The sequence below is a fragment of the Fontimonas thermophila genome, assembly GCF_900113085.1.
GTDB lineage: Bacteria > Pseudomonadota > Gammaproteobacteria > Nevskiales > Nevskiaceae > Solimonas > Solimonas thermophila.
This window is the reverse complement of sequence record NZ_FOOC01000002.1, coordinates 288,287-310,602: the sequence shown is the minus strand read 5'-3', so window position 1 is coordinate 310,602 and position 22,316 is coordinate 288,287. Positions and strand designations below refer to the sequence as shown.

The following is a 22,316-nucleotide window of genomic DNA, read 5'->3' as shown; positions in this document are numbered from 1 at the left end:
GGTTTCAGGCAATGAATCACAGTGCGGTGGCGGGTGGCAGTCCGAGGATGGCGAACAACGCCGCCTCGGCCAGCGTCAGCGGCCAGTAGAGAACGCGGCCCAACAAACCGGTCGCCAGAAGAATGACCAGAATCAACAGTCCATAGGGTTCGATGCGATCGAACTGGCGGGCCACATGCTCCGGCACGAGCCCGGTCAGTACGCGCCCACCATCGAGTGGCGGCAACGGCAACAGGTTGAGCACCATCAAGACCAGATTGATCACGATACCGGCAATCGCCATATAGCGCAGGCCGAGCCATACGCCCTCGTCGCCGCCGGCGAGAGCGAACTTGAGCAAGAGCCCCCAACCCAGCGCCATTGCGCAATTCGACAGCGGACCGGCCGCGGCGACCAGCGCCATGTCGCGGCGCGGATGGCCGAGATTGCGCATGTTCACCGGCACCGGTTTGGCCCAACCGAACAGAAAGCCACCCAACGCCAGCAGGACGGCCGGAACGAGAATGGTGCCGACCGGATCGATGTGCCGGAGCGGATTGAGGCTCAGACGTCCCAGCGCCTCCGCGGTGGGATCACCGAGCGCGCGCGCCACATAACCGTGGCTCGCTTCGTGAACCGTGATCGCGAGCAGTACCGGGAGGGCCCAGACCGCGAGCTTCTGGACCAGCGTCATGTCGATGGGCATACGGCATTATACCGGTGCGGCTGCGGCAGGATGCCGGCCTATAAGCCGAGACGCGCCAAGTCCCCCTTGCCCCGGCGCAGGATCTCGATTCCTTCGCCGCTGATGTCGAGCACGGTGGTGGGGTCGGTCCCGCAGGGACCACCGTCGATCACGATATCCACCGCGCGATCCAGATTTTCCCGGTACGCATGCGGATCTCCAACCGGCTCCGGATCGCCCGGGAACTGCAGGGTGCATGAGATCAGTGGTTCTCCCAAGGTCTCCAGCAATGCCTGTGCGATCGCATGCCGCGGCACGCGGATCCCGACGGTCTTGCGCTTGTCATGGGCGATGCGCCGGGGCAGCTCCTTGGTGGCCTGCAGCACGAAGGTATAAGGCCCCGGCGTAAGCGTCTTCAGCAGCCGGAATTGACGGTTGTCGACGCGGGCATAGGTCGCGATCTCGGACAAGTCCCGGCAGACCAGGGTGAAATGATGATGGCGATCGAAACCGCGGATCCGGCGCAGGCGATCGGCAGCCTCGCGGTCATCGAGCTGGCAGCCAAGCGCGTAGCAGGAGTCGGTCGGATAGGCGATGACCGCCCCCTGGCGCAGACGCACGGCGACCCGCGCCAACAGGCGTTTCTGAGGGTTCACCGGATGAATGTCAAACCAGTCGGCCATGCCGGAGGGATTCTACGCCCTGCGGGCCGTACAATAGCGCCATGAATCTGCTACTCGACTTTGCCCCTGCCCTGCTCTTCTTCGGGGCGTACTACGCGTATGGCATTTATGTCGCGACCGCGGTACTGATCGTTGCGCTGTTTGCGCTCGTCGCCGTGTACTGGTTCAAAGAGCGGCGGCTGCATAAAGCGCATTTGCTCACCGCCCTGGCGGCCGCGGCACTGGGCGGCTTGACGCTGTGGATACGCGACCCCGCTTTCATCCAGTACAAGCCGACGGCGGTCTATGCCGTGTTTGCGCTGGCGCTCTTGTTGAGCCACATCGTCGGCGACAAGGTCTTGCTCGCGCGCCTGCCACAGAAATCGATCAGCCTGCCGGATCCGGTATGGCGCAAGGTCAATCTGGCCTGGGCAGTGTTCTTTGCGGGTTGCGCCGTGCTCAACGTTTATATCGCCCACCACTTTTCCGAGAAGGTCTGGGTGCAGTTCAAGACCTTTGGCTTCACCGGATTGATGTTCGTGTTCCTGATCGCGCACCTGCCGTTTTTGAAGCAGTACCTGCCGCAGGAGGAAGAACCGTGATGCCCGGCATGCCCGGAGATGAAAACGGGCTTGATGTCAAACTCAGGCATGCACCAAGAGCTGCGTGCCTGGAATGTCGGGCAGATTCGCCATCGTCCGCCCATTGACTCGGGCACGGCCATGAATCGCACCGAGCGGATCCGCGCAGCGCTGGAGCAGGCATTCCGGCCGACGGTATTGCAGATCGAGGATGAAAGCCACCGGCACGCCGGCCATGCCGGGGCGGCGGGCGGCCGCGGTCATTTCCGCGTCGAGATCGTCAGCGCGCGTTTTGCCGGCATGAAGCCCATTGAACGGCACCGCGCCGTGTATGCCGCGCTGGCCGATTTGCTACAGACCGACATTCACGCGCTGTCGATCGTAACGCGCGCACCGGAGGAGGTTTCCGCTGATTAACGGCCAGGGACGGTGTGCAGCCAGACATCGTGTTGGGGAAACGGAATCTGGATGCCAGCCTCGCGGAACGCTGTGTCGATGGCAAAGCGTAGATCGCTGGACACCGACAGCCGCTTGCTGACTTCCCTGACGTAAGCCCGTAGTTCGAAATCCAGCGAGCTTGCGCCGAAGTTGACGAAAAAAACCCCCGGGCCGGCGATGTCGGGAACCTCACCCTCCTTGATTACCAGCGGATGCGCCAGTGCGACCTCCAGCAGCTTCTGCTTCACCAGCGCCGTATCCGATCCGTAGGCAACCCCCACCGGGATGATCACACGACCGTATTCGTCGCGCAGGTTCAAGTTCTTGAGATGGTTTGAGAGTAAATCCGAGTTGGGGACGATGATCGTCTCGCGATCCCAGGTTTCGATTTCGGTGGAACGGATGCGGATGCGGCGCACGAAACCCTGAGTCTGGCCGACGAAGATGTAATCCCCGGTGCGCACGGGGCGCTCGAACAGGATGATCAGCCCCGATACGAAATTATTGACGATGTTCTGCAGGCCAAAACCAATGCCGACGGACAGCGCACCGGCGACGATGGCGAGTTTGGTGAAATCGAAGCCAGCCGAGGACAAGCCCACGACAACCGCGAGCGCGAAAGTCGCATAGCCGAACAGGGTCGCGATCGACTCGCGCGTGCTTGCCTCGACACCCGCGCGCGGCAGCCAGTCATGCTCGATGCGGCTCTTGAGCCAGCGCGTGAACGTGAACAGCACGAGAAAATAGACCAGTCCCAGAAGCAGCTTGCCCGGAACGATGTGGACGCCACCGACCTGCACACCCGTCGAGAACAAGGCGTGGGTCAAGCTGCGGCCAGTTTCGTGCATGCCCCAAACGTGGAAGACCGCCCAGGCGACGAGCGGCCACAGCACCAGATGGAATACGAGCAGCATCCAGCGCAATTCGCCGATGGCGCGCCCCGGCGGTACGCCCAGACGTGCGCGCAGCCGGCGCTGCCAGTTGCGGCTGCCCGCATTGAGTTCGCGAACCAGCCAGTGCAGCAGCAGCATGGTGAGGGCAGCGGCGGCAACGATCACACCGCTGGCCTGAAGCGGATGCGCGAGCAGCATGCGGTACAAGGCCTGAGCCGGTTCCATCTCAGTTTCTCCCTTCGAGCAATGCCCTGAATCCGTCGGCATCGAGGATCGGGACACCGAGCTTCTGGGCTTTGACGAGTTTGGAGCCCGCCGCCTCGCCGGCGATGACGTAATCGGTTTTCTTCGATACCGAGCCGATCACCTTGCCGCCGCGGGCTTCGATCAGTGCCGTCGCCTCATCGCGTGTCATGCCCGGAAGCGTACCGGTGAGCACAAATGTCTTGCCGGAAAGAGGGCCTTCGACAGGAGCCTGTGACACGGGCCAGTGCACACCCGCATCACGCAATTCGGCGATCAGTGCGCGGTGTTTGTCCTGCGCGAACCACTGCGCGATCAGGCGCGCCACCTCAGGCCCGACGTCCGGCACGGCGCGCAGGCGCGGAAAACGGTCTTTGTCTTTTAGGTTCGGATCATCGGCCGATGCGGCATCGGCGAGGGCGGCCTCGATCAAGGCCTCCAGCGTGCGGAAATGGGACGCGAGCTGCTGCGCCGTGGCTTCGCCAACCTGCGGGATGCCCAGGGCATAGAGGAAACGTGCGAGCGTCGTCTTTTTGCTGCGTTCGATCGCATCGATCAAGTTTTGTGCCGATTTCTCGCCCATGCGGTCGAGTGCAGCCAGACGCTGTACATCGAGCCGGTAAATGTCGCTGCTCTTGCGCACCAACCCCTGCTCGATCAATTGCCCCAGCAGCTTCTCGCCGAGACCTTCGATGTCGAGGGCGCGGCGGCTTGCGAACTGCTGCAGCGCGCGGGTGAGCTGTGCCGGACAGGTGAGCCCGCCGGTGCAGCGGGCGACCGGATCACCTGCCTCCCGCACCACCGGACTGCCGCAGGCCGGACAATGCGTCGGCACTTCGACCCGGCGTGCATGCGGCGGGCGTTTGGCGAGAACGACTTGCTTGACTTCCGGGATGACATCGCCGGCACGGCGGACGATCACCCAGTCACCGATGCGTACATCCTTGCGCTCGACCTCATCGAGATTGTGCAGGGTTGCGTTGGACACATTGGCGCCGCCCACGAACACGGTGCGCAGCCGCGCCGTCGGTGTCAGAGCGCCGGTGCGGCCGACCTGGAAGTCGATGTTCTCGACCACGGTTTCGGCTTCTTCCGCAGGAAATTTGTACGCCACGGCCCAGCGCGGTTCGCGCGATACCGTGCCCAGTTCCTCGCGGCCGGCAAGATCATCGAGCTTGAACACGACACCGTCGATGTCGAACGCAAGCTCGCCGCGGCGCGCCTGCATGGCCTCGAAATAACGCTGGCAGCCGCCAGCACCTTGTACGCGCTCGATCAAGTCGGAGACCGGAAATCCCCAGGCACGCAGATGATCGAGCACCTCGGAGTGCAGCCGCGGCAGCGCCCAGCCCTCGACATAGCCAATACCATAGGCATAGAACGCCAGCGGCCGCTGGGCGGTGACCGACGGGTCGAGCTGGCGCAGGCTCCCCGCTGCGGCGTTGCGTGGATTCACCGGTGGTTTCTCACCGCGCTGCACGGCCTCTTCGACCCAGCGCCGGAATCCAGCGAGAGGCAAATAGACTTCCCCCCGCACTTCGAGCCAGGGTGGTGGCGCATCATCACCGCCGCGCAGGCGCAGTGGGATCGACCGGATGGTCTTGAGGTTTGCAGTGATGTCCTCGCCGGTCTCTCCATCCCCGCGCGTGGCACCGCAGACCAAGACGCCGTGTTCATAGATCAGGGATACGGCAAGGCCATCGAGCTTGGGTTCCCCGACGTAATCGACCGATGCAACCCCCAGCGTTTCGCGCACGCGTCGGTCGAAATCCCGCAGTTCGCCCTCGTTGGTGACCTTGCGCAGCGACAGCATCGGCAGGCGGTGGCGTACTGGCGCAAAGTCGGCGCGGACCTGCCCTGCGACCCGCTGCGTCGGCGAATCGGGGGTGAGCAGCTCCGGATATTCGCGCTCGAGTCGCTGCAGCTCGTCGAACAGACGGTCGTACTCGGCGTCGGAGATCGTCGGCTGATCGAGGACGTAGTAGCGATGATCGTGTTCGCGCAACTGCTGTCGCAATGCCTCGGCGCGATCGCGCGCAGCCTGGGGAGTACCCATCATGCACCCGCGGTGTCACAGCCCGTGTTGACGGGCCCAGGCCTTGACGTCGGCAATGAGCGCTTTTTCCGCTGCGACCGTGAGTACCTGCCGGTTGCTGTCATAGACCTCGGCGTTGAGCTGCTGTGCCAGCGCGCGTGCCGTTCCCAGCATGTCGCCGATCGCCGTTTCCGGCGGTACCGGCCCCGGCAGCAGCATGAACACCGTCAAGCCGGGCGTCGAGAACGCCTGTTGCTCGGCCGGATCGAGATAGCCAGGCTTGATCAGGCTCGCGACCGAAAATACCGGGCGGCCGCCCTCGATGCGATGGTAGATCCGTTTGTCACCGAAGCGCAGGCCTTGCGCGCGCAGCGCTGCGTGGATCTTGGGGCCAAAAATCGCCGTACCTTCGCGCTCGGCGATCAGCACCGCGATGATGCGCTCCTCGACTTTTGCCGAGGTCGGCGCCTTGGCCTCGGGTTCGGCAGCCGGCATGCTCGGGGCAATCCGCTTGCGCGGCTTGCCGACGCCCAGTTCGTCGAAACCGCCGCGCGCGAACATGTCCATCTGATCGTTGACGGCCGGCGGCGCCGATGATCCGACGGCTGGTGTCGGAACGTCGGGCCGCCCGCGCGGCGGATGCGCGCGTTCGCGACGGCTGTAGATGTAGATCGCAAGGACGGCAACCGCCCCGACGACGAGAAGCGCCCACTGCAACGGACTCATGCCTTGGCTTCCTGCTCGGTGGCGAGCTCCACAGCCTGCTGGATGTCCACGCTGACCAGGCGCGAGACGCCGGGTTCCTGCATGGTCACACCGTGCAGCTGCTGGGCCAGCTCCATGGTGATTTTGTTGTGAGTAATGATAATGAACTGGACGTTCTGCGACATTTCCCGGACGACTTCACAAAAGCGCCCGACGTTGGCATCGTCGAGCGGCGCATCGACCTCGTCCATCAGGCAAAACGGTGCCGGGTTGAGCTGGAACAGCGCGAGCAGCAAGGCCACTGCGGTCATCGCCTTCTCACCGCCGGACAGCAGGTGGATGGTGGAATTGCGCTTGCCCGGCGGTCGCGCCATCACGCGCACACCGGTTTCCAGCAGATCTTCTCCGGTGAGTTCGAGATAGGCCTCGCCGCCGCCGAACAGTCTGGGGAAGCGATCGCGGAACACGCTGTCCACCTTGTCGAAGGTTTGCTTGAACAGCTCCTTGGTTTCGGCGTCGATTTTGCGGATCGCGGCTTCCAGCGTCTCCAGCGCGCCGTGCAGATCGGCGTGCTGTTCGGCGAGGTAGTTGGCCCGTTCGCGCGCTTCTTCCAGTTCTTCGATCGCGGCCAGGTTGATGGCGCCCAGCCGCTCGATGCGCCGGGTCACCGTCGCCAGACGTTCTTCCCAGACCGGCAGGCTCGCCTCGGGATCGAGCCCAGCGAGCAAGGCTTCGCGCTCGAAGCCAGTCTCGGCGATCTGCTCTTCGAGGCTCTCCCGGTGTGCGCGCAGATTCTCGAACTCGAGCCGCGCCCGCTGCGCCTGCTCCTGTGCGGCCTCTTTTTCGATCTCCGCGCTGCGTGCGGCCTCGATGGCCGCCTGCAAGGCCGCCTCTGCCGCATCGACCTGTTCGCGCACCGCCCGCAGCCGCTCGCGCGCTGCCTGTACCGACTCGCGCGCAGCCTCCACTTCCGCCGCCTGCGTTGCGAGCGGCGCGTCGAGATCGGCGGCATGGCGCTCCTCCTCGCTGCGCCGGGCCTGCAGGGTTTCCCGGCTCGTCTGGATATCGCGGATCGTCTGTTCCAGCGCGGCAGCGGCACTGCGACGCCCGGCCAACTGGACCTGGAGTTGGTTGCGGGCCTGCTGTGCCTGAGCCAGCGCCAAGCGTGCACGGCTGACGAGATCGCGCTTGCGCTGCAAGGTTTGCTGCATCTGCGCGCGCCGGTCGCGCAGTTCTTGCGCGATCCGCTCCAGCGAGACCAGTCGCGAGCGTGCTTCTTCGAGCTCCTGGGATAGCTGCTGATGGGCCTGCGTCAATGCCCTGAGTTCCTGTTCCAGGGCAGCGGCCCGCGCCTGCGTCTGCTCCAGTCGCACGGCCTGCGCCTGGCGGAATGCGAGCTTTTGCGCCTGACGGTGGCGTAGCTGGTCGAATTTCGATGATAAGTCGCGGCGTTCCTGCTCGGTGGCATGAATGCGTGTGCGCAGTTCGCCGAGCACGCGCTCGCGTTCGAGCACCAGGCGTTGCTGTTCCTCGACCTGGACCTTGAGCTGCTTGAGGAGCTGGCTGCGGGCGATGACACCGGCGCGATCATCTCCGCGCCTCGGATGACGGCGGAAATGGCGCCCGCACCAGATACCCTCGCGCGTGATCACCGATTCACCGACATCCAGCATCGGAATGATGCGCTCGGCCTGCTCGATCGACTCGGCCGTACGAATGCCCTTGAGCCATTCGATCACCGCGCGCGGTCCCCCGACATGAGCCGCCAGACCCTCGGTTCCGCGTGCGCTCTCATCGGACAGCAGCGTGATGCCGGATTTGGGCGCATCGCCGAACTCGTGCAGACGTTGCGCGAAGGCCGGCACCAGCGGAGCCTGCAGGACATCTTCGAGCACGTGCTCGACTGCGGTCTCCCAACCATCGTCGACCTGCAGCGCCTGCGCCAGGCGCGGGCATTCGGCGAGCTGGTGGCTGCGCAACCACTGGTTCAGTTCCGGATCGTCCTCGCGCAGAGCCGCCTGCTGGAGAATTTCCAGTGAGGCCACACGGCCGCGCGCCGATTGCAAGGCCTGACGTGCCTCGTGCAAGGCCGCCTCGGCGGCCGCCCCTTCGTCGCGCAGATGCTGGAGTTCGGCATCGACCGCCGCCAGTCGGCCCTCGGCGGTGGCCAACTCATCCTGCAGGGCCGCCAGTTCGGCGTCGGTCTCGGCGAGGCTCGCGCGGATGGGTTCGATGTTGAGCGCTGCATGCTCGGACTGCAGCCGTCGGTGACGCTCCTCGTTCTGGAAACGTGCGCGTTCGAGTTGCTGGACGCGCACCTTCTCCGCTTCGGTCTGCGTCAATGGTGTTTCGGCATCGTGGACGAAATCGTCCCAGCGCCGCTGTTCGTCCTGGGCCTCTTCCTCGGCCGCGAGGAGCTGCGACTGCGCCTCGGCTTCCGCGGCTTCTGCGGCTTCGATCTGGCGCTCCAGCGCCTCGAGCTGGCGCAGGGCTTCTTCCAGCCGCTGCTGTTCGCGCATCTGACGCGCATCGAGTTCGGCGAGCTGACGCGCGATCTGGTCGAGTTCGCGCGTCTTGATCTGCTTGAGTTCGCGCGCATGCTGCAGGTTCTGCTCGCGCCGTGCCAGGCTGGCTTCGGCCTCGTAGACCTTGCTTTGCTCTTCGTTCAACCGATGGCCTTGCGCACGGCTTTCGATCTCGGCTGCGATGCGCGCCTCGGCCGCCCGATGGGCTTTCTGCCGCGCCTGTTCCAGCGCCGCATCGAGCGTGCCGATCTCGTTCTCCAGCCCTTTGCACTGGCCTTCGATCTGGCGCAGGCGCAATGCCAGGATCTCGGCCCGTAGCTGGCGTTCCTGCGCCTTGTACTCCTTGTATTTCTCGGCGTTGGCGGCCTGCTTGCTCAGAACGTCGAGACGCTGCTGGATCTCGGTGCGCAGATCGTTCAGGCGCGCGAGGTTCTCACGGGTTTGCCGGATCCGCGATTCGGTCTCGCGTCGGCGGTCCTTGTAGCGGGAAATACCGGCAGCCTCTTCCAGCCATTGCCGCAGCTCCTCGGGCTTGGCCTCGATCATGCGCGAGACCATACCCTGCTCGATGATGGCGTACTGATTCTTGCCGCCGAGTCCGGTACCCAGGAACAGATCGGTGACATCGCGCTTGAGGCATTTGGCGCCGTTCAAGTAATACTGCGAGCCTCCATCCCGGATCAGTTCCCTGCGCACGGAGATTTCCGCATACGCCGCATAAGGGCCGCCGATGGTGCCGTCGCTGTTGTCGAACAAAAGTTCGACGGATGCCCGCCCCACGGGCTTGCGCGTCTTGGAGCCGTTGAAGATCACATCCTCGCTGTCGGAGGAGCGCAGATTCTTCATGCTGGTCTCACCCAGCACCCAGCGCACAGCATCGATGATGTTGGATTTGCCACAGCCATTCGGCCCGACGATGCCGGTCAGATTGGCCGGCAAGGGCAGATAGGTCGGATCGACGAAAGACTTAAAGCCGGCCAGTTTGATGCCAGAAAGTCGCATGCGGTTTGGGATTCGTTCGCCCCTGCAGGGGCGTAGTTCATGGAGGGCCTTTTCCGGGCCACGAAGCGGCGTAGTGTAAATTATGAGCGCCAGCCGTCCAGCGGACGGGGCCATCCTCCCACCAGAATCCGATTCCGGCACGTATGTCCACCCAGCCGAGCAAAACGCTGGAAACCTTCCCCAACCCCGCTCCGCAGCGCGACTATGCGATCCGTATGCGGATTCCGGAGTTCACCTGTCTATGCCCCAAGACGGGCCAGCCGGACTTCGGCACGCTTTATCTCGAGTACGTGGCCGACCAGGCTTGCGTTGAGCTCAAATCGCTCAAGCTTTATGTCTGGTCGTTCCGCAACGAGGGGGCTTTCCACGAGGCGGTGACCAACCGCATCCTCGACGATCTCGTCGCCGCGACACAGCCGCGCTTCATGCGCCTGACTGCCGTGTTCAATGTGCGCGGCGGGATTTATACCCACGTGAGCGCCGAATACCGGCGGCCGGGCTGGACCGGTACGTTGCCGCCGCCCGCCTGGCACGTCGATCCGACGGGTCAGGGACAGACGCCTTGACCTTCACCCTGCCGCAGGCGAGCCCCGGTCACGGCCAATCTCACGGCGGATAGCCGGTAATGGCGCGGATGCGCGTGTAGAGCGGCTTGAGCTGGCGGTACATGTGCTGGTAGACCTCGCGATACAGTGCGTCATACAGGCGCACCGCTCCCGGATCGGGTTCGAACCGTCGTTCGATGCGGGTCATGGCGCGAATCGCCGTTGCATAGTCCGGATATAGGCCCAGACCCACGGCGGCGTTGATCGCCGCGCCCAGCGCGGAAGTTTCATAGACCTGCGGGCGGTCCGCCGGCAGATTGAAGACATCGGCAGTGATCTGCATCGCAACATCCGACTGCGATCCGCCGCCAGCGACGCATAGCCGTGTGATGCGTCGGCCGATGCGCCGCTCGATCTGCTCGCGTCCGCTGCGCAGGCCATAGACCAGTCCCTCGAGGATGGCGCGGTAGAAGTGCGCGCGGGTGTGCACGTCACCAAAGCCGATCACCGCACCCTTGGCTTCCGGACCCGGATCGCGCACGCCCGGCGACCAGTAGGGTTGCAGCATCAAACCCATCGATCCCGGCGGCACGCTGCGGACCAGTTCGTCGAACAATTGCTCGGGCGCGATCCCACGCTGGGCCGCGAGCGTTTGCTCACGGTGTGCGAACTCGCGCTTGAACCAGGACACCATCCAAAAGCCCCGGTAAATCTGGATTTCGGTGTTCCAGGCACCAGGAACGGCGGCCGGGTACGGTGGCAGCAGGCGCTGCACTTCCACGTAACGCGTCTGCGTCGTGTTGATCGTCGCGGTGGTTCCAAAACTGAGCTGGGCCGCGTCGGGGGCGAGCACGCCGCAGCCCAGCACCTCGCATGCCTTGTCTGCGGCCGCGGCAATCACTGGGATGCCCATGGGCAGACCCAGCGCGTCGGCGGCCGTTGCGGTGAGCGTGCCCAGGCGTTCGCCGGGACGCACCAGGCGCGGCAGTTGTTCGCGGCGCACCGCCAGCGCGTGCCACCGGAAATCGCCCGGCCGTGCCCAGTCCAGACGCCTGTAATCGAAAGGCACGAAGCCAACCTGGCACCCAGTGGAATCGACGTAATCGCCGACCAGCCGGTGACTAAGCCAGCCAGACAGAAACAAAAAACGGGCAGTTTTCTGCCACAGTGCTGGCTCGTGCTGGGCCAGCCAGTTGGCTTCAGCCTCGCGCTGCAGATGGGCGATCAATGGCGTTGCCCCGACGACATGAAAAGCCGCACGCCAGAACATCGGCAACGGCGGCGGTGCGGTGCACCGCCGCTGGTCGAGCCAGACGATGGCCGGGCGCAGGATGCACCCGGCCTGATCGACACAGACCATCGTCGCACGTTGTGTCGTGAGCGTCAGTGCAGTGATCTGATGAGGCCGGATCCCGGTATCGCGCCACAGCGACTGGCAGCATTCGACGACCGCATTCCAGTACATCGCCGGATCCTGTTCCGCCCAGCCTGGCTGAGGCGCGACATAGGCCGGGTCGAACACCCGTTGCGCTTTGCCGAGGAGCTGGCCGGATGCGTCGAACACGATCGCACGCGCGCTCTGGGTTCCGACGTCGATGCTGAGGATGCGTGCCGCCGCGTGCATGGCTTTTCTTTCCGCCCGATCATGCCGGCGGCGCATGGCGGGCGCGCCACAGCGCGCGATACCGCTGAGCCTCAGCGGTGCACCGGTCGGCATCCCAGCCAAGCTCTTCGCGGCAGATGTCGAGAATGCGCATCAGCCAGGCCTCGCCGCCATGCGCGCTGACCAGTCCCAACCGCGTGCGCCGCAACAACAGGTCATCGAGATGCACCACCGCTTCGTGGCGCGCGGCCCAGCGCAGCTCACCCCAGCTATAGGGTGTATCGCCGACGGGCTGCAGTTCATCGCCAGGGATCTCCTGCAGGAAGGCGCCTGCGGCTGCAATGCCAAGACGACCGTAGAGACGTTGCTGGGTGGCCGGGACCATGGCCGAGGTGAACACTGGACGGTCCGCACCCGGCGCAAGCTGCGGCAGTTGTCTGGCCGCCGCACGCAGCACCTCGCGCGCAGTCGTGCGGAATGTCGTCAGCTTGCCGCCGGTGATGCCGACCAGACCCGGGCTACTCCACAGCGCGGACTCACGCGATTCGGCGGATGGATTGGCCTTGCCGCTATCGATGACCGGGCGCACGCCGGCATAGGTACTCAATGCGTCGGCTGCCGTGATGCGCAGCCGCGGAAACTGCCGAGAGAGTCCGGCAAGCAAGTAGTCGAGCTCGGCGGACGTGATGCGCAAAGCGGCCAAATCCTCACGGTGATCCAAATCGGTGGTGCCGTAGACGACCGCGCCCTCCCAAGGGTAGGCGAAGACCGGACGCCCATCCTGCGGATGCAGCCAGGACACGGCATGGCGCAGCGGCAGCCGCTGCAGCGGCAAGACCAGATGGCTACCGCGCAACGGGCGCAGCCGCGGTGCCCCGTCTGGGGCTCCGGGCAATTGTCCCGCCCAGGCGCCGGTTGCATTGATCACGAGTTCTGCGTCGATTTCGCGCACCGTTCCGCGAATTTCGTCGTGCAGGCGCACACCGCGAACGCGGCCGGATGTCTGGCACAGTTCGGCGCGGACGTAGTTGAGTGCTGTTGCACCTTCGGCAACCGCCTCGAAGATCAGCCGCAAGACCAGACGCGCATCGTCGGTGCGCGCATCTTCGTAGGCCATCGCGCCGAGCAGATGCCGCTCGTCCAGGCATGGCTCGGCGGCGAGCAGAGCCTCACGCGTCATCCAGTGAGAGCGGCGAACCCCCGCCATCGCGTCGTAGATGCGAAGACCGATTTGCATCAGCCAGCGACCTGGCTTGCGATCCGCGTAGATCGGCATCAGAAACGGCTGTGGATCGACCAGGCCCGGTGCCTCCTCGAGCAGCCGCTGGCGCTCACGCACGGATTCGAGCGTCAGGCGCCATTGCCCGTTCTTCAGGTAGCGCAGACCGCCGTGGACGAGCTTGGACGAGGCCGAAGACGTACCCGATGCAAAATCCGCTGCCTCGACCAGCAGCACGCGCGCGCCGCTGCGCACTGCCTCGCGCAGAATACCAGCGCCGGTGATACCGCCGCCGACGATGACCAGATCGTAGCGGCGTGCCAGCGCGCCCAGCTCAGTGCGTGGTGTCATCGGGCCGGTCGTGCCGGGCGTGTTCGGGAATCAGGCAATCGCTGACGGTCGTCAGCAGCATCGGCGACCAGGTTTCCTCGACGGCCTCGAGCATGCGCCGGGACAATTTCTCATCCAGCTCATGCAACGCGCAGGAGCGCTCCCAGGTCTGTTGATCCGGCCACTGCGCATAAGCGACGAAATGGCCGTTATCGGTGCGATGCAGACGCGATCCGCGTGCACCGCGGGTCGCCAGCAGGATCGCGGTCAGCTCTTCCCAGGCCTGGCGAAACTGCTCCTCCATGCCGGGCTTGAGGCGCCACTGGTAAACGACGGCAAAGCCGGTCCGAGTCGTCGTGCTCATGCGAACAGCTTACCCGGATTCATCATCTGGTCGGGATCCAGTTCGCGGGCAGCGGCGCGGATCAAGTCCATGCCCAGCGCGCCCTTTTCTGCCGGCAAGTAGGGCGCGTGGTCGAGGCCGACTCCGTGCTGGTGGCTGATCGTACCGCCATGCGCGACGATGGTTTCGCTCACACGCGTCTTCAATCGACGCCAGCGCTCCAGGTCGGCAGCGGGGTCACCGGCCGCGCGCCAGACGAAGGTCGAATAAATGCTGCACCCCTGGCGGTACATATGCGACAAATGCGTGAACGCATGTACGCGCTCATTATCGGTGGCGAGCGCCTCCCGGGCGGCCTGTTCGATACCGCGCATCAGGGCTGTGACCTTAGGCCAGTTGACGGCGGTTTCCACCGTGTCGACGGCATAGCCGAGTTCCCACAGCGAGTTGCGCAGCAAAGGCCCGCGGAACCGGTTTTTCGCCCAGCTCTTGCCCAGCGTCTTGCCGACATGCACACCCCGGAAGCGCTTGGCAATCGCCAGTGCATCGCGCCGCGTACGTCGTACCTCGACCGCGGACCCGGTGATGCCCATCATCAGCATGCATTGGCCGCGCTGAATACCGCGCATGCCCAGATAGCGCTGTAGCCAGCGCACCCGTTCGGGATGACCGGCCAGGCGCAACTGGGTTTCGGTTTCGACCTCGTTGGACAAACGCAACATCGACAGCGGCAGATCGGCCTGCACCATCGCCCGCACGGCCTCGATCGCCACATCCCAGTTTGGGAAAAACACACCGTGGAAATCCTCGACGGCAGGGATCCGGCGCACGCGCACGGTGACTTCGGTCAACAGGCCCAGACGACCTTCGGAGCCGAGAATCAGCTCACGCAGATCAGGGCCGGCGGACGAGGCGGGAACACCGCCCACACGCAGCTCACCGCGCGGTGTGATTACACGCCCGGCTGCGAACATCTGCTCGATGCGCCCATAGCGCAGCGATTGCTGACCGGAGGAACGGGTTACCACCCAGCCCCCGACGGTGGAGTATTCGTAAGACTGTGGAAAGTGACCGAGCAGAAAACCATGAGGCCGTAGCTGGGCTTCGATCTGCGGGCCTGGCGTGCCAGCGCCCAAGGTCGCGAGCAGCGAGCGTTCATCGACGGCCAGCAAGCGATTCATGCGCTCCAGCGAGATATTGACGACGGGGCGGTCGCTCACCGGCACGCTGAGATGACCGACGACGCTGGTTCCACCGCCATAAGGCACGACCAGAGCCCCGACGCGCCGGGCAACGGCCAGCGCCTGCGCCGCTTCGTCGTGACTGGTCGGCAGCGCCACGCCATCGGCATAAGGACCGAGCTGGCCGCTGCGCATCGCCAGCCAGTCAGGAAAGCTCTGCCCGCGCGCGTGCAGCAAGCGCACGCGGACATCGGTCTGGAAAGGCGTACCGGCCGGCAGGCGGCTGTCGGGAACGGTCTGCAGCGCCTGCTCCAACGTGGCATCACGCGGTGGCCGGGAGGGCCCCAGGCGTTCGGTCAGGAACGCCTGCGCGTCCTCGCTCAGCGCGAAATGATCGGCTTCATCGCCCCATCCGTTCCAGCGTCGCATGCAAACTCCCCTGCGTCGATGCGCGCGAAAGTATATGCGCTACCCTCGAATCGGCCGGCTTACGCGGCGTGTGCGTGCTCACGCGCAGCCCGTTCGGCGATGTCTTGTAGATGGGCGATCGTGACCCACTGCGGACCTTCCAGCTTCCCGCGCAAGGCGCGCGCCGGCGCACCAGGCTCGCCCAGGCTCGACAGCACCAGCGCGGCCTCACGGAAATCCTGCTCCAGCGTATCGCGATTGACCGTGATGACGGCGGGAATGCCCGCCGCGGCAGCGGCTTCAAGCCCTATTTCGGAGTCCTCCAGGGCGACGCATTCATGTGGTGCGACCCCGAGACGACGCAGGGCCAGGCGGTACAGATCTGGCGCCGGTTTCTTGTGCGCCACTTCTTCGCCGCTGGCGATGACATCGATCTCGGCGGCGAGCTCGGGTCCCATGCAGTACTTGAGAACGGGCTTGAGTGTCTTGAGACTGGCGTTGGTGACGATCGCAAGCTGAAGTCCGTGCGCGCGCGCTTCGCGCATCAGGCGCGCGATACCCGGTCGCAACGGCACGCGGCCCTGGCGCATGCGCCGGCGAAAGTACTTGGATTTGAGTTCGTGTACCTTGGCAACCCAGGCATCGAGGTCGGCAGCGGCCTCGGCTGCCTGTGAGCCGAGATCCGGAGCGTAGTGTTCGATGTAATACCGCAAGCGTTCGCGCCCCCCCGGCAGCTTGAGCAGGCGGCGATACAATTTCGGTCCCCAGCGCACAGGCAAACCGAGTTTACGGAATGCGCGGTTGTACGCAGGCCGGTGGCCCAAGGCCTCAGTGTCGGCAAGCGTGCCGTCGACGTCGAACAAAACGGCGCGCAGGGTCATGAGACCCGATCCAGAGACTGCGCGCCGAGTGCTTGTTCAGAATCCATCCGACTGTGGTTCAGCGGGTTGCATGCTGAAGTTAATGTAGCATGAGATGCTCCCGAATCTGTGATCCGCGGCACGCGCCATGATCGATCCCTGCCGCTATCGCGGCCGTTTTGCGCCCACTCCGAGCGGTCCCTTGCACTTAGGCTCACTATTGACGGCACTGGCGAGCTGGCTGCAGGCGCGCAGGCATGGCGGATGCTGGCTGCTGCGCATCGATGATCTCGATCAGGAACGCTGCCTTCCCGGAATGGACAGTGTCATCTTGCGGCAACTGGAAACCCACGCCTTGGTGTGGGATGAGAGCCCGCGCTATCAGAGCCGGCACCTGGACGAATATGCCGATGCGCTCGAACGACTGCGTAGGCTCGGCGGTGTGTACGCCTGCCGCTGCACACGCCAGCAACTGGCGGTGACGGCCCGTCCCGGTCCCGATGGGCCGGTGTACCCCGGCACCTGCCGCATCCGCGCGCTTCCCGAACCGGGCCATGCGCTGCGCCTGCGGGTCGGCGACGGCGAGATAGCATTCGTCGATGGCTGGCAGGGCGAGCAGACGCGCTGCCTGGACAGGGACGTCGGCGATTTCGTAGTGCTTCGGCGCGACGGTGTGCCGGGATATCAGCTCGCCTGCGCCATTGATGAACACGCGCAGGGCATCACTGAAGTGGTGCGCGGCGCCGATCTGCTCGGCTCGACGTTCCAGCAGCTCGTCATCATGGATGCCTTGCAGTTACGGCGCCCGGCATATCGCCATCTGCCGGTTCTCGCCGGCATTGACGGCCGCAAGCTGTCCAAACAAAACCGCGCGCAGCCGCTGGTATCCAGCACCGCCGGGGAGAACCTCTGGCGCTGCCTCGACTGGCTGGGCCAATCCCCGCCATCGGCTTTGCGCGCGGCACCAGCCGCCGAACTCTTGCGCTGGGGGCTGGCGCACTGGGAGGCGTCCCGCGTGCCCGCCCAAACGCGCATCACAGTAGATGCACCTGCCGACGGTCTGGCATGATGCCCTGCAGCAACCGCACTGCAACAAACCAGTCGAATGAAGGTCTTATGTCCGAACCACGCATCATCAAGAAGTACCCGAACCGGCGTCTGTACGATACCCACATCAGCCGCTACATCACGCTGGAAGAGATCCGTCAGCTGGTGTTGCAGAACATTCCTTTCCGCGTCGAAGACAAGCGCACGCACGAGGACATCACGCGCAGCATCCTGTTGCAGGTGATCGCCGAGCAGGAGGAAGGCGGCAATCCTATTTTCACCACGGACTTGCTGCGCTTCATCATCCGCTATTACGGCGATCCGATGCAGAACAGCATCGGCCGCTACCTGGAACTGTCGGCACAGTTGTTCCAGGAACAGCAGCATCACTTTGCCGACCAGCTCAGGGAACTGCTCGGCCAGGCGCAGCAACCGATCCAGGCGCTCAAGGAACTGGCCGAACGCCAGGTTCCCATCTGGCGCTCGGTGCGGGCCGAGTTCCTGCGCAATCTTTCCTCGAAGGCCAAATCGATCAAGCGACGTGCGGGTATCGAGGATGGCCCGCCCAGACCGCCCGCCCGCGACTGACGTGGCGACGGCAATGCCGCCGGAATTGATGACGACTGCGTCACGAAACGCGATTCGATCAATATAAATTATTGTCTAATTTAATTTTTTTGACGGGTCTGCATCTTGACAACACCGTCAGTCAAGCTTATACTGCACCGCAACATGACACGGACACAAAAAACCCGGCCATGCCGGGTGGCGTGACCGGGTCCAATCAGTCTCCTCCAGAAAGGCCCCCGCGCCTTTCTCGCACCTTGCCACCGGTCTTACCGGGGGTTCTTTTTTTGCCCGCGCATCGCTGCGCAGCCCCCCGATCTCCCCATAAAGGCAAAACCGACGCTCGGCGGGAAAACGTCGGTGCACCATCATTCAGGAATGGGCCGAATTCTGACGCAGAATCCGGCCATCTTCAACCAGTGGCGCATCGCCGCGGTGCTTCAGCCCCCGATGCCGATGTCCACCGCCTTCATCGACAGGCGGATCTTGCCATCGCGGCTGACTTCCAGGACTTTGACTTTCACGGTCTGGCCTTCCTTGACCACATCCTCGACTTTCTCAACACGCTTGTCGGCGAGTTGTGAGATGTGGACGAGCCCGTCCTTGCCCGGAGCGATCGTGACGAAAGCGCCGAAATCCATGATCTTGGCCACCTTGCCTTCATAGACCGCGCCTACTTCGACCTCGCGCGTGAGGGCCATGATCCGGGCGATCGCCGCTTCTGCGGCCCTGCCATCGACGGCAGCGATCTTGATGGTGCCGTCATCTTCGATATCGATCGTCGTCCCTGTTTCCTTGGTGATCGACTGGATCGTCGCGCCGCCCTTGCCGATGACTTCACGGATTTTGTCGGGATTGATCTTGATGGTCGTGATGCGTGGGGCAAACGGCGATAGCTGCTCGCGCGGCTTGGGCAGGACTTGTTTCATCTGCGCGAGGATGTGCAAGCGCGCGGCTTTGGCCTGCGTCAAGGCCTGCGCCATGATTTCGGCGGTGATACCAGCGACCTTGATATCCATCTGCAGCGCGGTGACGCCGTCCTCGGTACCCGCGACCTTGAAATCCATGTCGCCGAGGTGATCCTCGTCGCCGAGGATATCCGTGAGCACGGCCCAGCGATCGCCCTCGAGAATCAGCCCCATCGCGACGCCGGCGACCGGCGCCTTGAGCGGAACGCCTGCGTCCATCAGTGCGAGACAGGCACCACAGACCGAGGCCATCGAAGAGGAACCGTTGGATTCGGTGACTTCCGAGACCACGCGCACGACGTACGGGAATTCCTTTTCAAGATCGGGCATCACCGCGGCGACGCCGCGCTTGGCCAGACGGCCATGACCGATCTCACGCCGCTTGGGTGCATTGAGGCGACCGGTCTCACCGACACAGTACGGCGGGAAGTTGTAATGGAAGAGGAAATGCTCATGCCACTCGCCGTCGATGGCGTCGATGATCTGGTAATCCTTGCCGGTACCCAGGGTTGTCACCGCGATGACCTGCGTCTCCCCGCGTGTGAACAGCGCCGAGCCATGAGCACGCGGCAACGTGCCGGTGGACATCGCGAGCGGGCGGACCGTCGTGCGGTCGCGGCCATCGATGCGCGGATGTCCGTCGAGGATGCGGTTGCGGACGACCTTGGCTTCGAGTTCGTGCAGTTCGGCCTTGAGCTGATTCTCGGTGAATGGCGCATCGGCGGGACGTGCGGCGATGGCCTGCGCGCGAATCTCGCCGAGACGGGCATAGCGCGCCTGTTTCTCGGTGATCGTGTAAGCCTCTGCGATGGCGCTTTCGTAAGCCGCGACGAAGGCCTTGACCGCGCTGCGATCCGGCGCTTTCCACTCCCATTTCGGCTTGCCGGCCTCGGCGGCGAATTCCTTGATCGCCTGGATCGCAGCCTGCATCTGCTCATGGCCGAACATGACGGCGCCGAGCATGACGGGCTCCGGCAGCATCTTGGCCTCGGATTCGACCATCAACACGGCGTTCTCGGTGCCCGCAACGACGAGATCGAGCTCCGAGGTTTCAAGCTCGCTCTCGGTTGGATTGAGGATATAGTGACCGTTCTTGTATCCGACCTTGGCGGCGCCGATCGGCCCCATGAACGGCACGCCCGAGAGGGCGAGCGCCGCTGAGGCGCCGAGCATCGCCGGGATGTCGCCATCGACTTCGGGGTTGAGCGACATCACCGTCGCGACGATTTGCACTTCGTTGTAAAAACCGTCCGGGAACAGCGGGCGGATCGGACGGTCGATCAGGCGTGAAGTGAGCGTCTCTTTCTCGGTGGGCCGCCCTTCGCGCTTGAAAAAGCCGCCGGGTACGCGCCCGCCGGCGTAGAACTTCTCCATGTAATCAACCGTGAGCGGGAAGAAGTCCTGCTCGGGCTTGGCGTCTTTCTTGGCAACGACGGTGACGAGCACGACGGTCTCATCCATCGTCACCATGACCGCGGCGGTCGCCTGGCGCGCGATCGCGCCGGTTTCGAACGTGACCTTGCGGTTGCCGTACTGGAATGTCTTGCGGATCGGGGTTGCCGGTGTGGCTGGAATACCCATACTGGTATCTCACTCGTTCTGGGGGCGGCGACGCGAACTGCGTGTACGGCGCCGCACCTGGATGGATGGGGTGTTTACTCGCGGCCAGCCGCGGTGACAGCGAAAATCCGCTGGCGTGTGCCGTGGCGCAGATGGCGGTTCAAAGCGAAAGACCCCAGTGAACCCTGTGGTATCACTGAGGGTCTTCCCGTGTACACCGCTGCGTGATGGCCGATCAGCGGCGCAGGCCGAGCTCGGCAATGAGCTTGGTGTAGCGCTGCTCGTCTTTGCGCTTGAGATAATCGAGCATCTGGCGGCGCTGGTTGACCATTTTCAGCAAACCGCGCCGAGAGTGATTGTCTTTCTTGTGCCGCTCGAAATGGGGGGTGAGCGCATTGATACGCTCGGTGAGCAAGGCCACCTGCACTTCCGGCGAACCGGTATCGTTACTGCCGCGGGCAAACTTCTTGATCACTTCCGCTTTGCGCTCTGCCGTCACAGTCATTGCTGCCAACTCCGAAATGCTCGAATATTCGTCTGTCATTACAAAGTCTAATATATTAACTTTTTCCACAAACTGATCACAAGGCGCCGTGGACTGGCCGCAGCCAGCGGCGTGGTGCCACCATACCCTCATCGGTGGTCTCGGCCAGTCCGAGCAGCCGGCCGGCCTCATCGAGAACCGCAAGACGGCTGTTGCGCACGATGCCCGCCACACGAACGGCCTGTCCTTGCGCCAGATAGCTGGCCCGCACGGCATCGATCCGAATCTGCGGCCAGTGCCGCACACCGGCTGCGGGGTCCAGCAGCAACTGGTCTAGTGCCGCAAGCCCTCCAGTCCGAGCGGTCGCTTCGAGCATTTCCAAGGTCACCGGCCGGTCGTCGTCGAACGGCGTCACCGCCGTGCGCCGCAGCGCGATCAGATGCGCACACTGCCCTGCCGCGCGGGCGATGTCCTCGACCAACGTGCGGATGTAAGTGCCCTTGGAACAACGGATGAACAGAACAAAGCCATCGCCGCTGAAATCCTCGAGCTCGAGGGTGTGAATCGTCACTTCCCGCGGCGCACGTTCTACCTCGACCCCCTGGCGAGCCAGCGCATAGAGACGCTGCCCTTCATGCTTGAGGGCCGAATACATCGGCGGAACCTGTCGGATCGTGCCGCGGAAACGCGGCAACACCGCCAGTAAAGCGGCGCGATCGACCGGTTGCCGCGAGGTTTCGACAATCTCACCCTCGAGATCGCCAGTACTGGTGCGCGCGCCCAGCCGGGCCCGTGCGCGATAGCACTTGTCTGCATCGAGCAACACGCCCGAGAGTTTGGTGGCCTCCCCGAGACAAATCGGCAATACGCCGGTGGCCAATGGATCGAGGCTGCCGGTGTGGCCGGCTTTATCCGCCTGGTACAGGCGCTTGACGTGCTGCAGTGCAGCATTGGAGCTCAACCCCGGCGGTTTGTCGAGCAATAAGATGCCGCTCACCGCACGGCGCGGGCGCCGGGTTTTATTCATCGTTGTGCAGAATCGTGCAGAGAACTTTAGCTTTCGGGCGGATTACGCCGTTGCGCATCGCGCCGCACCGCGTCGCGGATGAGTGCATGCAGGCGATCGCCATCGCGCATTCCGACATCCGCGAGAAACTGTAGCTGCGGGATATAGCGCAGACTCAAGCGCCGACCCAGGCCGTGACGCAATCTACCAGCGGCGTGATTCAGGCCCTCGACGGCTTCGGCCAGGCGCGCATCGTCGCCAAGCAGGCTGACGCTGACGCGGGCATTGCGCAGATCAGGCGATACGTCGACCGCCGTGACCGTGACGCCGGCGACGCGGGGGTCGGACAATTCGTCGCGGATGAGCACGGCAAGCTCGGCCTGCAACTGCGCGTTAAGCCTCAGTTTGCGCGGATACTCCCTCATTGCATCAACGTGCAGACGCGCT

The 22,316-nt window shown here is 64.2% G+C and carries 20 protein-coding genes; 5 read left to right on the top strand and 15 right to left on the bottom strand.

The window, feature by feature from the left end; all coding sequences use genetic code 11:
• Positions 1-16 precede the first annotated feature (16 nt).
• Positions 17-685, bottom strand: a complete 669-nt coding sequence (locus BMZ48_RS03170; RefSeq protein WP_091531713.1) for a site-2 protease family protein — start codon at positions 683-685, stop codon at positions 17-19.
• Between the two features lie 38 nt (positions 686-723).
• A complete protein-coding gene (locus tag BMZ48_RS03165; RefSeq protein WP_091531709.1) occupies positions 724-1,347 on the bottom strand; it encodes an L-threonylcarbamoyladenylate synthase in 624 nt (207 codons plus the stop codon).
• Between the two features lie 41 nt (positions 1,348-1,388).
• Here BMZ48_RS03165 and ispZ point away from each other — a divergent pair, with 41 nt between their 5' ends.
• On the top strand, positions 1,389-1,928 hold the full coding sequence (gene ispZ, locus BMZ48_RS03160) for a septation protein IspZ (RefSeq protein ID WP_091531706.1): 540 nt from the start codon (positions 1,389-1,391) through the stop codon (positions 1,926-1,928).
• 120 nt (positions 1,929-2,048) lie between these two features.
• Positions 2,049-2,324, top strand: a complete 276-nt coding sequence (locus BMZ48_RS03155) for a BolA family protein (RefSeq protein WP_091531924.1) — start codon at positions 2,049-2,051, stop codon at positions 2,322-2,324.
• Here the strand turns inward: BMZ48_RS03155 and BMZ48_RS03150 are convergent.
• From BMZ48_RS03150 to smc, 4 genes are read right to left on the bottom strand one after another with little or no spacing between them, the layout of a single operon-like run.
• Complete coding sequence (locus BMZ48_RS03150) at positions 2,321-3,463, bottom strand: mechanosensitive ion channel family protein (RefSeq protein WP_159431057.1); 1,143 nt, start codon at positions 3,461-3,463, stop codon at positions 2,321-2,323. The two genes, BMZ48_RS03155 and BMZ48_RS03150, sit on opposite strands and share 4 nt — an antisense overlap.
• Position 3,464: 1 nt before the next feature.
• Positions 3,465-5,540 (bottom strand): NAD-dependent DNA ligase LigA, encoded by a 2,076-nt coding sequence (ligA, locus tag BMZ48_RS03145; protein WP_091531699.1) that lies wholly within the window; start codon positions 5,538-5,540, stop codon positions 3,465-3,467.
• 12 nt (positions 5,541-5,552) lie between these two features.
• Positions 5,553-6,242 (bottom strand): cell division protein ZipA, encoded by a 690-nt coding sequence (locus tag BMZ48_RS03140; protein WP_091531696.1) that lies wholly within the window; start codon positions 6,240-6,242, stop codon positions 5,553-5,555.
• Positions 6,239-9,748 carry a chromosome segregation protein SMC gene (gene smc, locus BMZ48_RS03135; RefSeq protein ID WP_159431056.1) on the bottom strand — a complete coding sequence of 1,170 codons (3,510 nt, stop codon included), beginning with the start codon at positions 9,746-9,748 and terminating at the stop codon, positions 6,239-6,241. Before smc ends, BMZ48_RS03140 begins: the two co-directional genes overlap by 4 nt.
• Before the next feature lie 143 nt (positions 9,749-9,891).
• On the opposite strand from smc, the gene queF reads away from it, so the two are divergent.
• The gene (gene queF / locus BMZ48_RS03130; protein ID WP_091531689.1) at positions 9,892-10,314 is read left to right on the top strand and encodes a preQ(1) synthase; all 423 of its coding nucleotides are present in this window, start codon (positions 9,892-9,894) and stop codon (positions 10,312-10,314) included.
• 40 nt (positions 10,315-10,354) lie between these two features.
• Here queF and BMZ48_RS03125 read toward each other — a convergent pair whose 3' ends face one another.
• From BMZ48_RS03125 to BMZ48_RS03105, 5 genes are read right to left on the bottom strand one after another with little or no spacing between them, the layout of a single operon-like run.
• On the bottom strand, positions 10,355-11,917 hold the full coding sequence (locus BMZ48_RS03125; RefSeq protein ID WP_091531921.1) for an FGGY-family carbohydrate kinase: 1,563 nt from the start codon (positions 11,915-11,917) through the stop codon (positions 10,355-10,357).
• Positions 11,918-11,936: 19 nt separating this feature from the next.
• Positions 11,937-13,466 carry a glycerol-3-phosphate dehydrogenase/oxidase gene (locus BMZ48_RS03120; RefSeq protein WP_091531687.1) on the bottom strand — a complete coding sequence of 510 codons (1,530 nt, stop codon included), beginning with the start codon at positions 13,464-13,466 and terminating at the stop codon, positions 11,937-11,939.
• Positions 13,450-13,809: an antibiotic biosynthesis monooxygenase family protein gene (locus BMZ48_RS03115; RefSeq protein ID WP_091531684.1), complete on the bottom strand. Its 360-nt coding sequence runs from the start codon at positions 13,807-13,809 to the stop codon at positions 13,450-13,452. Before BMZ48_RS03115 ends, BMZ48_RS03120 begins: the two co-directional genes overlap by 17 nt.
• Positions 13,806-15,398, bottom strand: coding sequence for an FAD-binding oxidoreductase (locus BMZ48_RS03110; protein ID WP_091531681.1), 1,593 nt, complete (start codon positions 15,396-15,398; stop codon positions 13,806-13,808). Before BMZ48_RS03110 ends, BMZ48_RS03115 begins: the two co-directional genes overlap by 4 nt.
• 59 nt (positions 15,399-15,457) lie before the next feature.
• Positions 15,458-16,258, bottom strand: a complete 801-nt coding sequence (locus BMZ48_RS03105) for an HAD-IA family hydrolase (protein ID WP_091531677.1) — start codon at positions 16,256-16,258, stop codon at positions 15,458-15,460.
• A gap of 127 nt (positions 16,259-16,385) precedes the next feature.
• On the opposite strand from BMZ48_RS03105, the gene gluQRS reads away from it, so the two are divergent.
• Together gluQRS and phaR are read left to right on the top strand one after the other, a co-directional pair.
• Positions 16,386-17,306 carry a tRNA glutamyl-Q(34) synthetase GluQRS gene (gene gluQRS, locus BMZ48_RS03100; RefSeq protein WP_091531674.1) on the top strand — a complete coding sequence of 307 codons (921 nt, stop codon included), beginning with the start codon at positions 16,386-16,388 and terminating at the stop codon, positions 17,304-17,306.
• A gap of 47 nt (positions 17,307-17,353) precedes the next feature.
• Positions 17,354-17,872 carry a polyhydroxyalkanoate synthesis repressor PhaR gene (gene phaR / locus BMZ48_RS03095; RefSeq protein ID WP_091531670.1) on the top strand — a complete coding sequence of 173 codons (519 nt, stop codon included), beginning with the start codon at positions 17,354-17,356 and terminating at the stop codon, positions 17,870-17,872.
• A gap of 419 nt (positions 17,873-18,291) precedes the next feature.
• On the opposite strand, the gene pnp is transcribed toward phaR, so the two are convergent.
• The 4 genes from pnp to rbfA all read right to left on the bottom strand — a co-directional run bounded on the left by pnp (position 18,292) and on the right by rbfA (position 22,294).
• Entirely contained in the window at positions 18,292-20,400 is a 2,109-nt protein-coding gene (gene pnp, locus BMZ48_RS03090; protein ID WP_091531666.1) for a polyribonucleotide nucleotidyltransferase, read from the bottom strand.
• A gap of 214 nt (positions 20,401-20,614) precedes the next feature.
• Positions 20,615-20,884 carry a 30S ribosomal protein S15 gene (rpsO, locus tag BMZ48_RS03085; RefSeq protein ID WP_091531662.1) on the bottom strand — a complete coding sequence of 90 codons (270 nt, stop codon included), beginning with the start codon at positions 20,882-20,884 and terminating at the stop codon, positions 20,615-20,617.
• A 76-nt stretch (positions 20,885-20,960) separates the two neighbouring features.
• A complete protein-coding gene (gene truB / locus BMZ48_RS03080; protein WP_091531657.1) occupies positions 20,961-21,890 on the bottom strand; it encodes a tRNA pseudouridine(55) synthase TruB in 930 nt (309 codons plus the stop codon).
• A 26-nt stretch (positions 21,891-21,916) separates the two neighbouring features.
• Complete coding sequence (gene rbfA, locus BMZ48_RS03075; RefSeq protein ID WP_091531653.1) at positions 21,917-22,294, bottom strand: 30S ribosome-binding factor RbfA; 378 nt, start codon at positions 22,292-22,294, stop codon at positions 21,917-21,919.
• Between the last annotated feature and the right edge of the window lie 22 nt (positions 22,295-22,316).

Coding starts and splice junctions, on each gene's coding strand:
- BMZ48_RS03170 (WP_091531713.1), bottom strand. CDS start 685: ATGCCCATCGACATGACGCTGGTCCAGAAGCTCGCGGTCTGGGCCCTC.
- BMZ48_RS03165 (WP_091531709.1), bottom strand. CDS start 1,347: ATGGCCGACTGGTTTGACATTCATCCGGTGAACCCTCAGAAACGCCTG.
- ispZ (WP_091531706.1), top strand. CDS start 1,389: ATGAATCTGCTACTCGACTTTGCCCCTGCCCTGCTCTTCTTCGGGGCG.
- BMZ48_RS03155 (WP_091531924.1), top strand. CDS start 2,049: ATGAATCGCACCGAGCGGATCCGCGCAGCGCTGGAGCAGGCATTCCGG.
- BMZ48_RS03150 (WP_159431057.1), bottom strand. CDS start 3,463: ATGGAACCGGCTCAGGCCTTGTACCGCATGCTGCTCGCGCATCCGCTT.
- ligA (WP_091531699.1), bottom strand. CDS start 5,540: ATGATGGGTACTCCCCAGGCTGCGCGCGATCGCGCCGAGGCATTGCGA.
- BMZ48_RS03140 (WP_091531696.1), bottom strand. CDS start 6,242: ATGAGTCCGTTGCAGTGGGCGCTTCTCGTCGTCGGGGCGGTTGCCGTC.
- smc (WP_159431056.1), bottom strand. CDS start 9,748: ATGCGACTTTCTGGCATCAAACTGGCCGGCTTTAAGTCTTTCGTCGAT.
- queF (WP_091531689.1), top strand. CDS start 9,892: ATGTCCACCCAGCCGAGCAAAACGCTGGAAACCTTCCCCAACCCCGCT.
- BMZ48_RS03125 (WP_091531921.1), bottom strand. CDS start 11,917: ATGCACGCGGCGGCACGCATCCTCAGCATCGACGTCGGAACCCAGAGC.
- BMZ48_RS03120 (WP_091531687.1), bottom strand. CDS start 13,466: ATGACACCACGCACTGAGCTGGGCGCGCTGGCACGCCGCTACGATCTG.
- BMZ48_RS03115 (WP_091531684.1), bottom strand. CDS start 13,809: ATGAGCACGACGACTCGGACCGGCTTTGCCGTCGTTTACCAGTGGCGC.
- BMZ48_RS03110 (WP_091531681.1), bottom strand. CDS start 15,398: ATGCGACGCTGGAACGGATGGGGCGATGAAGCCGATCATTTCGCGCTG.
- BMZ48_RS03105 (WP_091531677.1), bottom strand. CDS start 16,258: ATGACCCTGCGCGCCGTTTTGTTCGACGTCGACGGCACGCTTGCCGAC.
- gluQRS (WP_091531674.1), top strand. CDS start 16,386: ATGATCGATCCCTGCCGCTATCGCGGCCGTTTTGCGCCCACTCCGAGC.
- phaR (WP_091531670.1), top strand. CDS start 17,354: ATGTCCGAACCACGCATCATCAAGAAGTACCCGAACCGGCGTCTGTAC.
- pnp (WP_091531666.1), bottom strand. CDS start 20,400: ATGGGTATTCCAGCCACACCGGCAACCCCGATCCGCAAGACATTCCAG.
- rpsO (WP_091531662.1), bottom strand. CDS start 20,884: ATGACTGTGACGGCAGAGCGCAAAGCGGAAGTGATCAAGAAGTTTGCC.
- truB (WP_091531657.1), bottom strand. CDS start 21,890: ATGAATAAAACCCGGCGCCCGCGCCGTGCGGTGAGCGGCATCTTATTG.
- rbfA (WP_091531653.1), bottom strand. CDS start 22,294: ATGAGGGAGTATCCGCGCAAACTGAGGCTTAACGCGCAGTTGCAGGCC.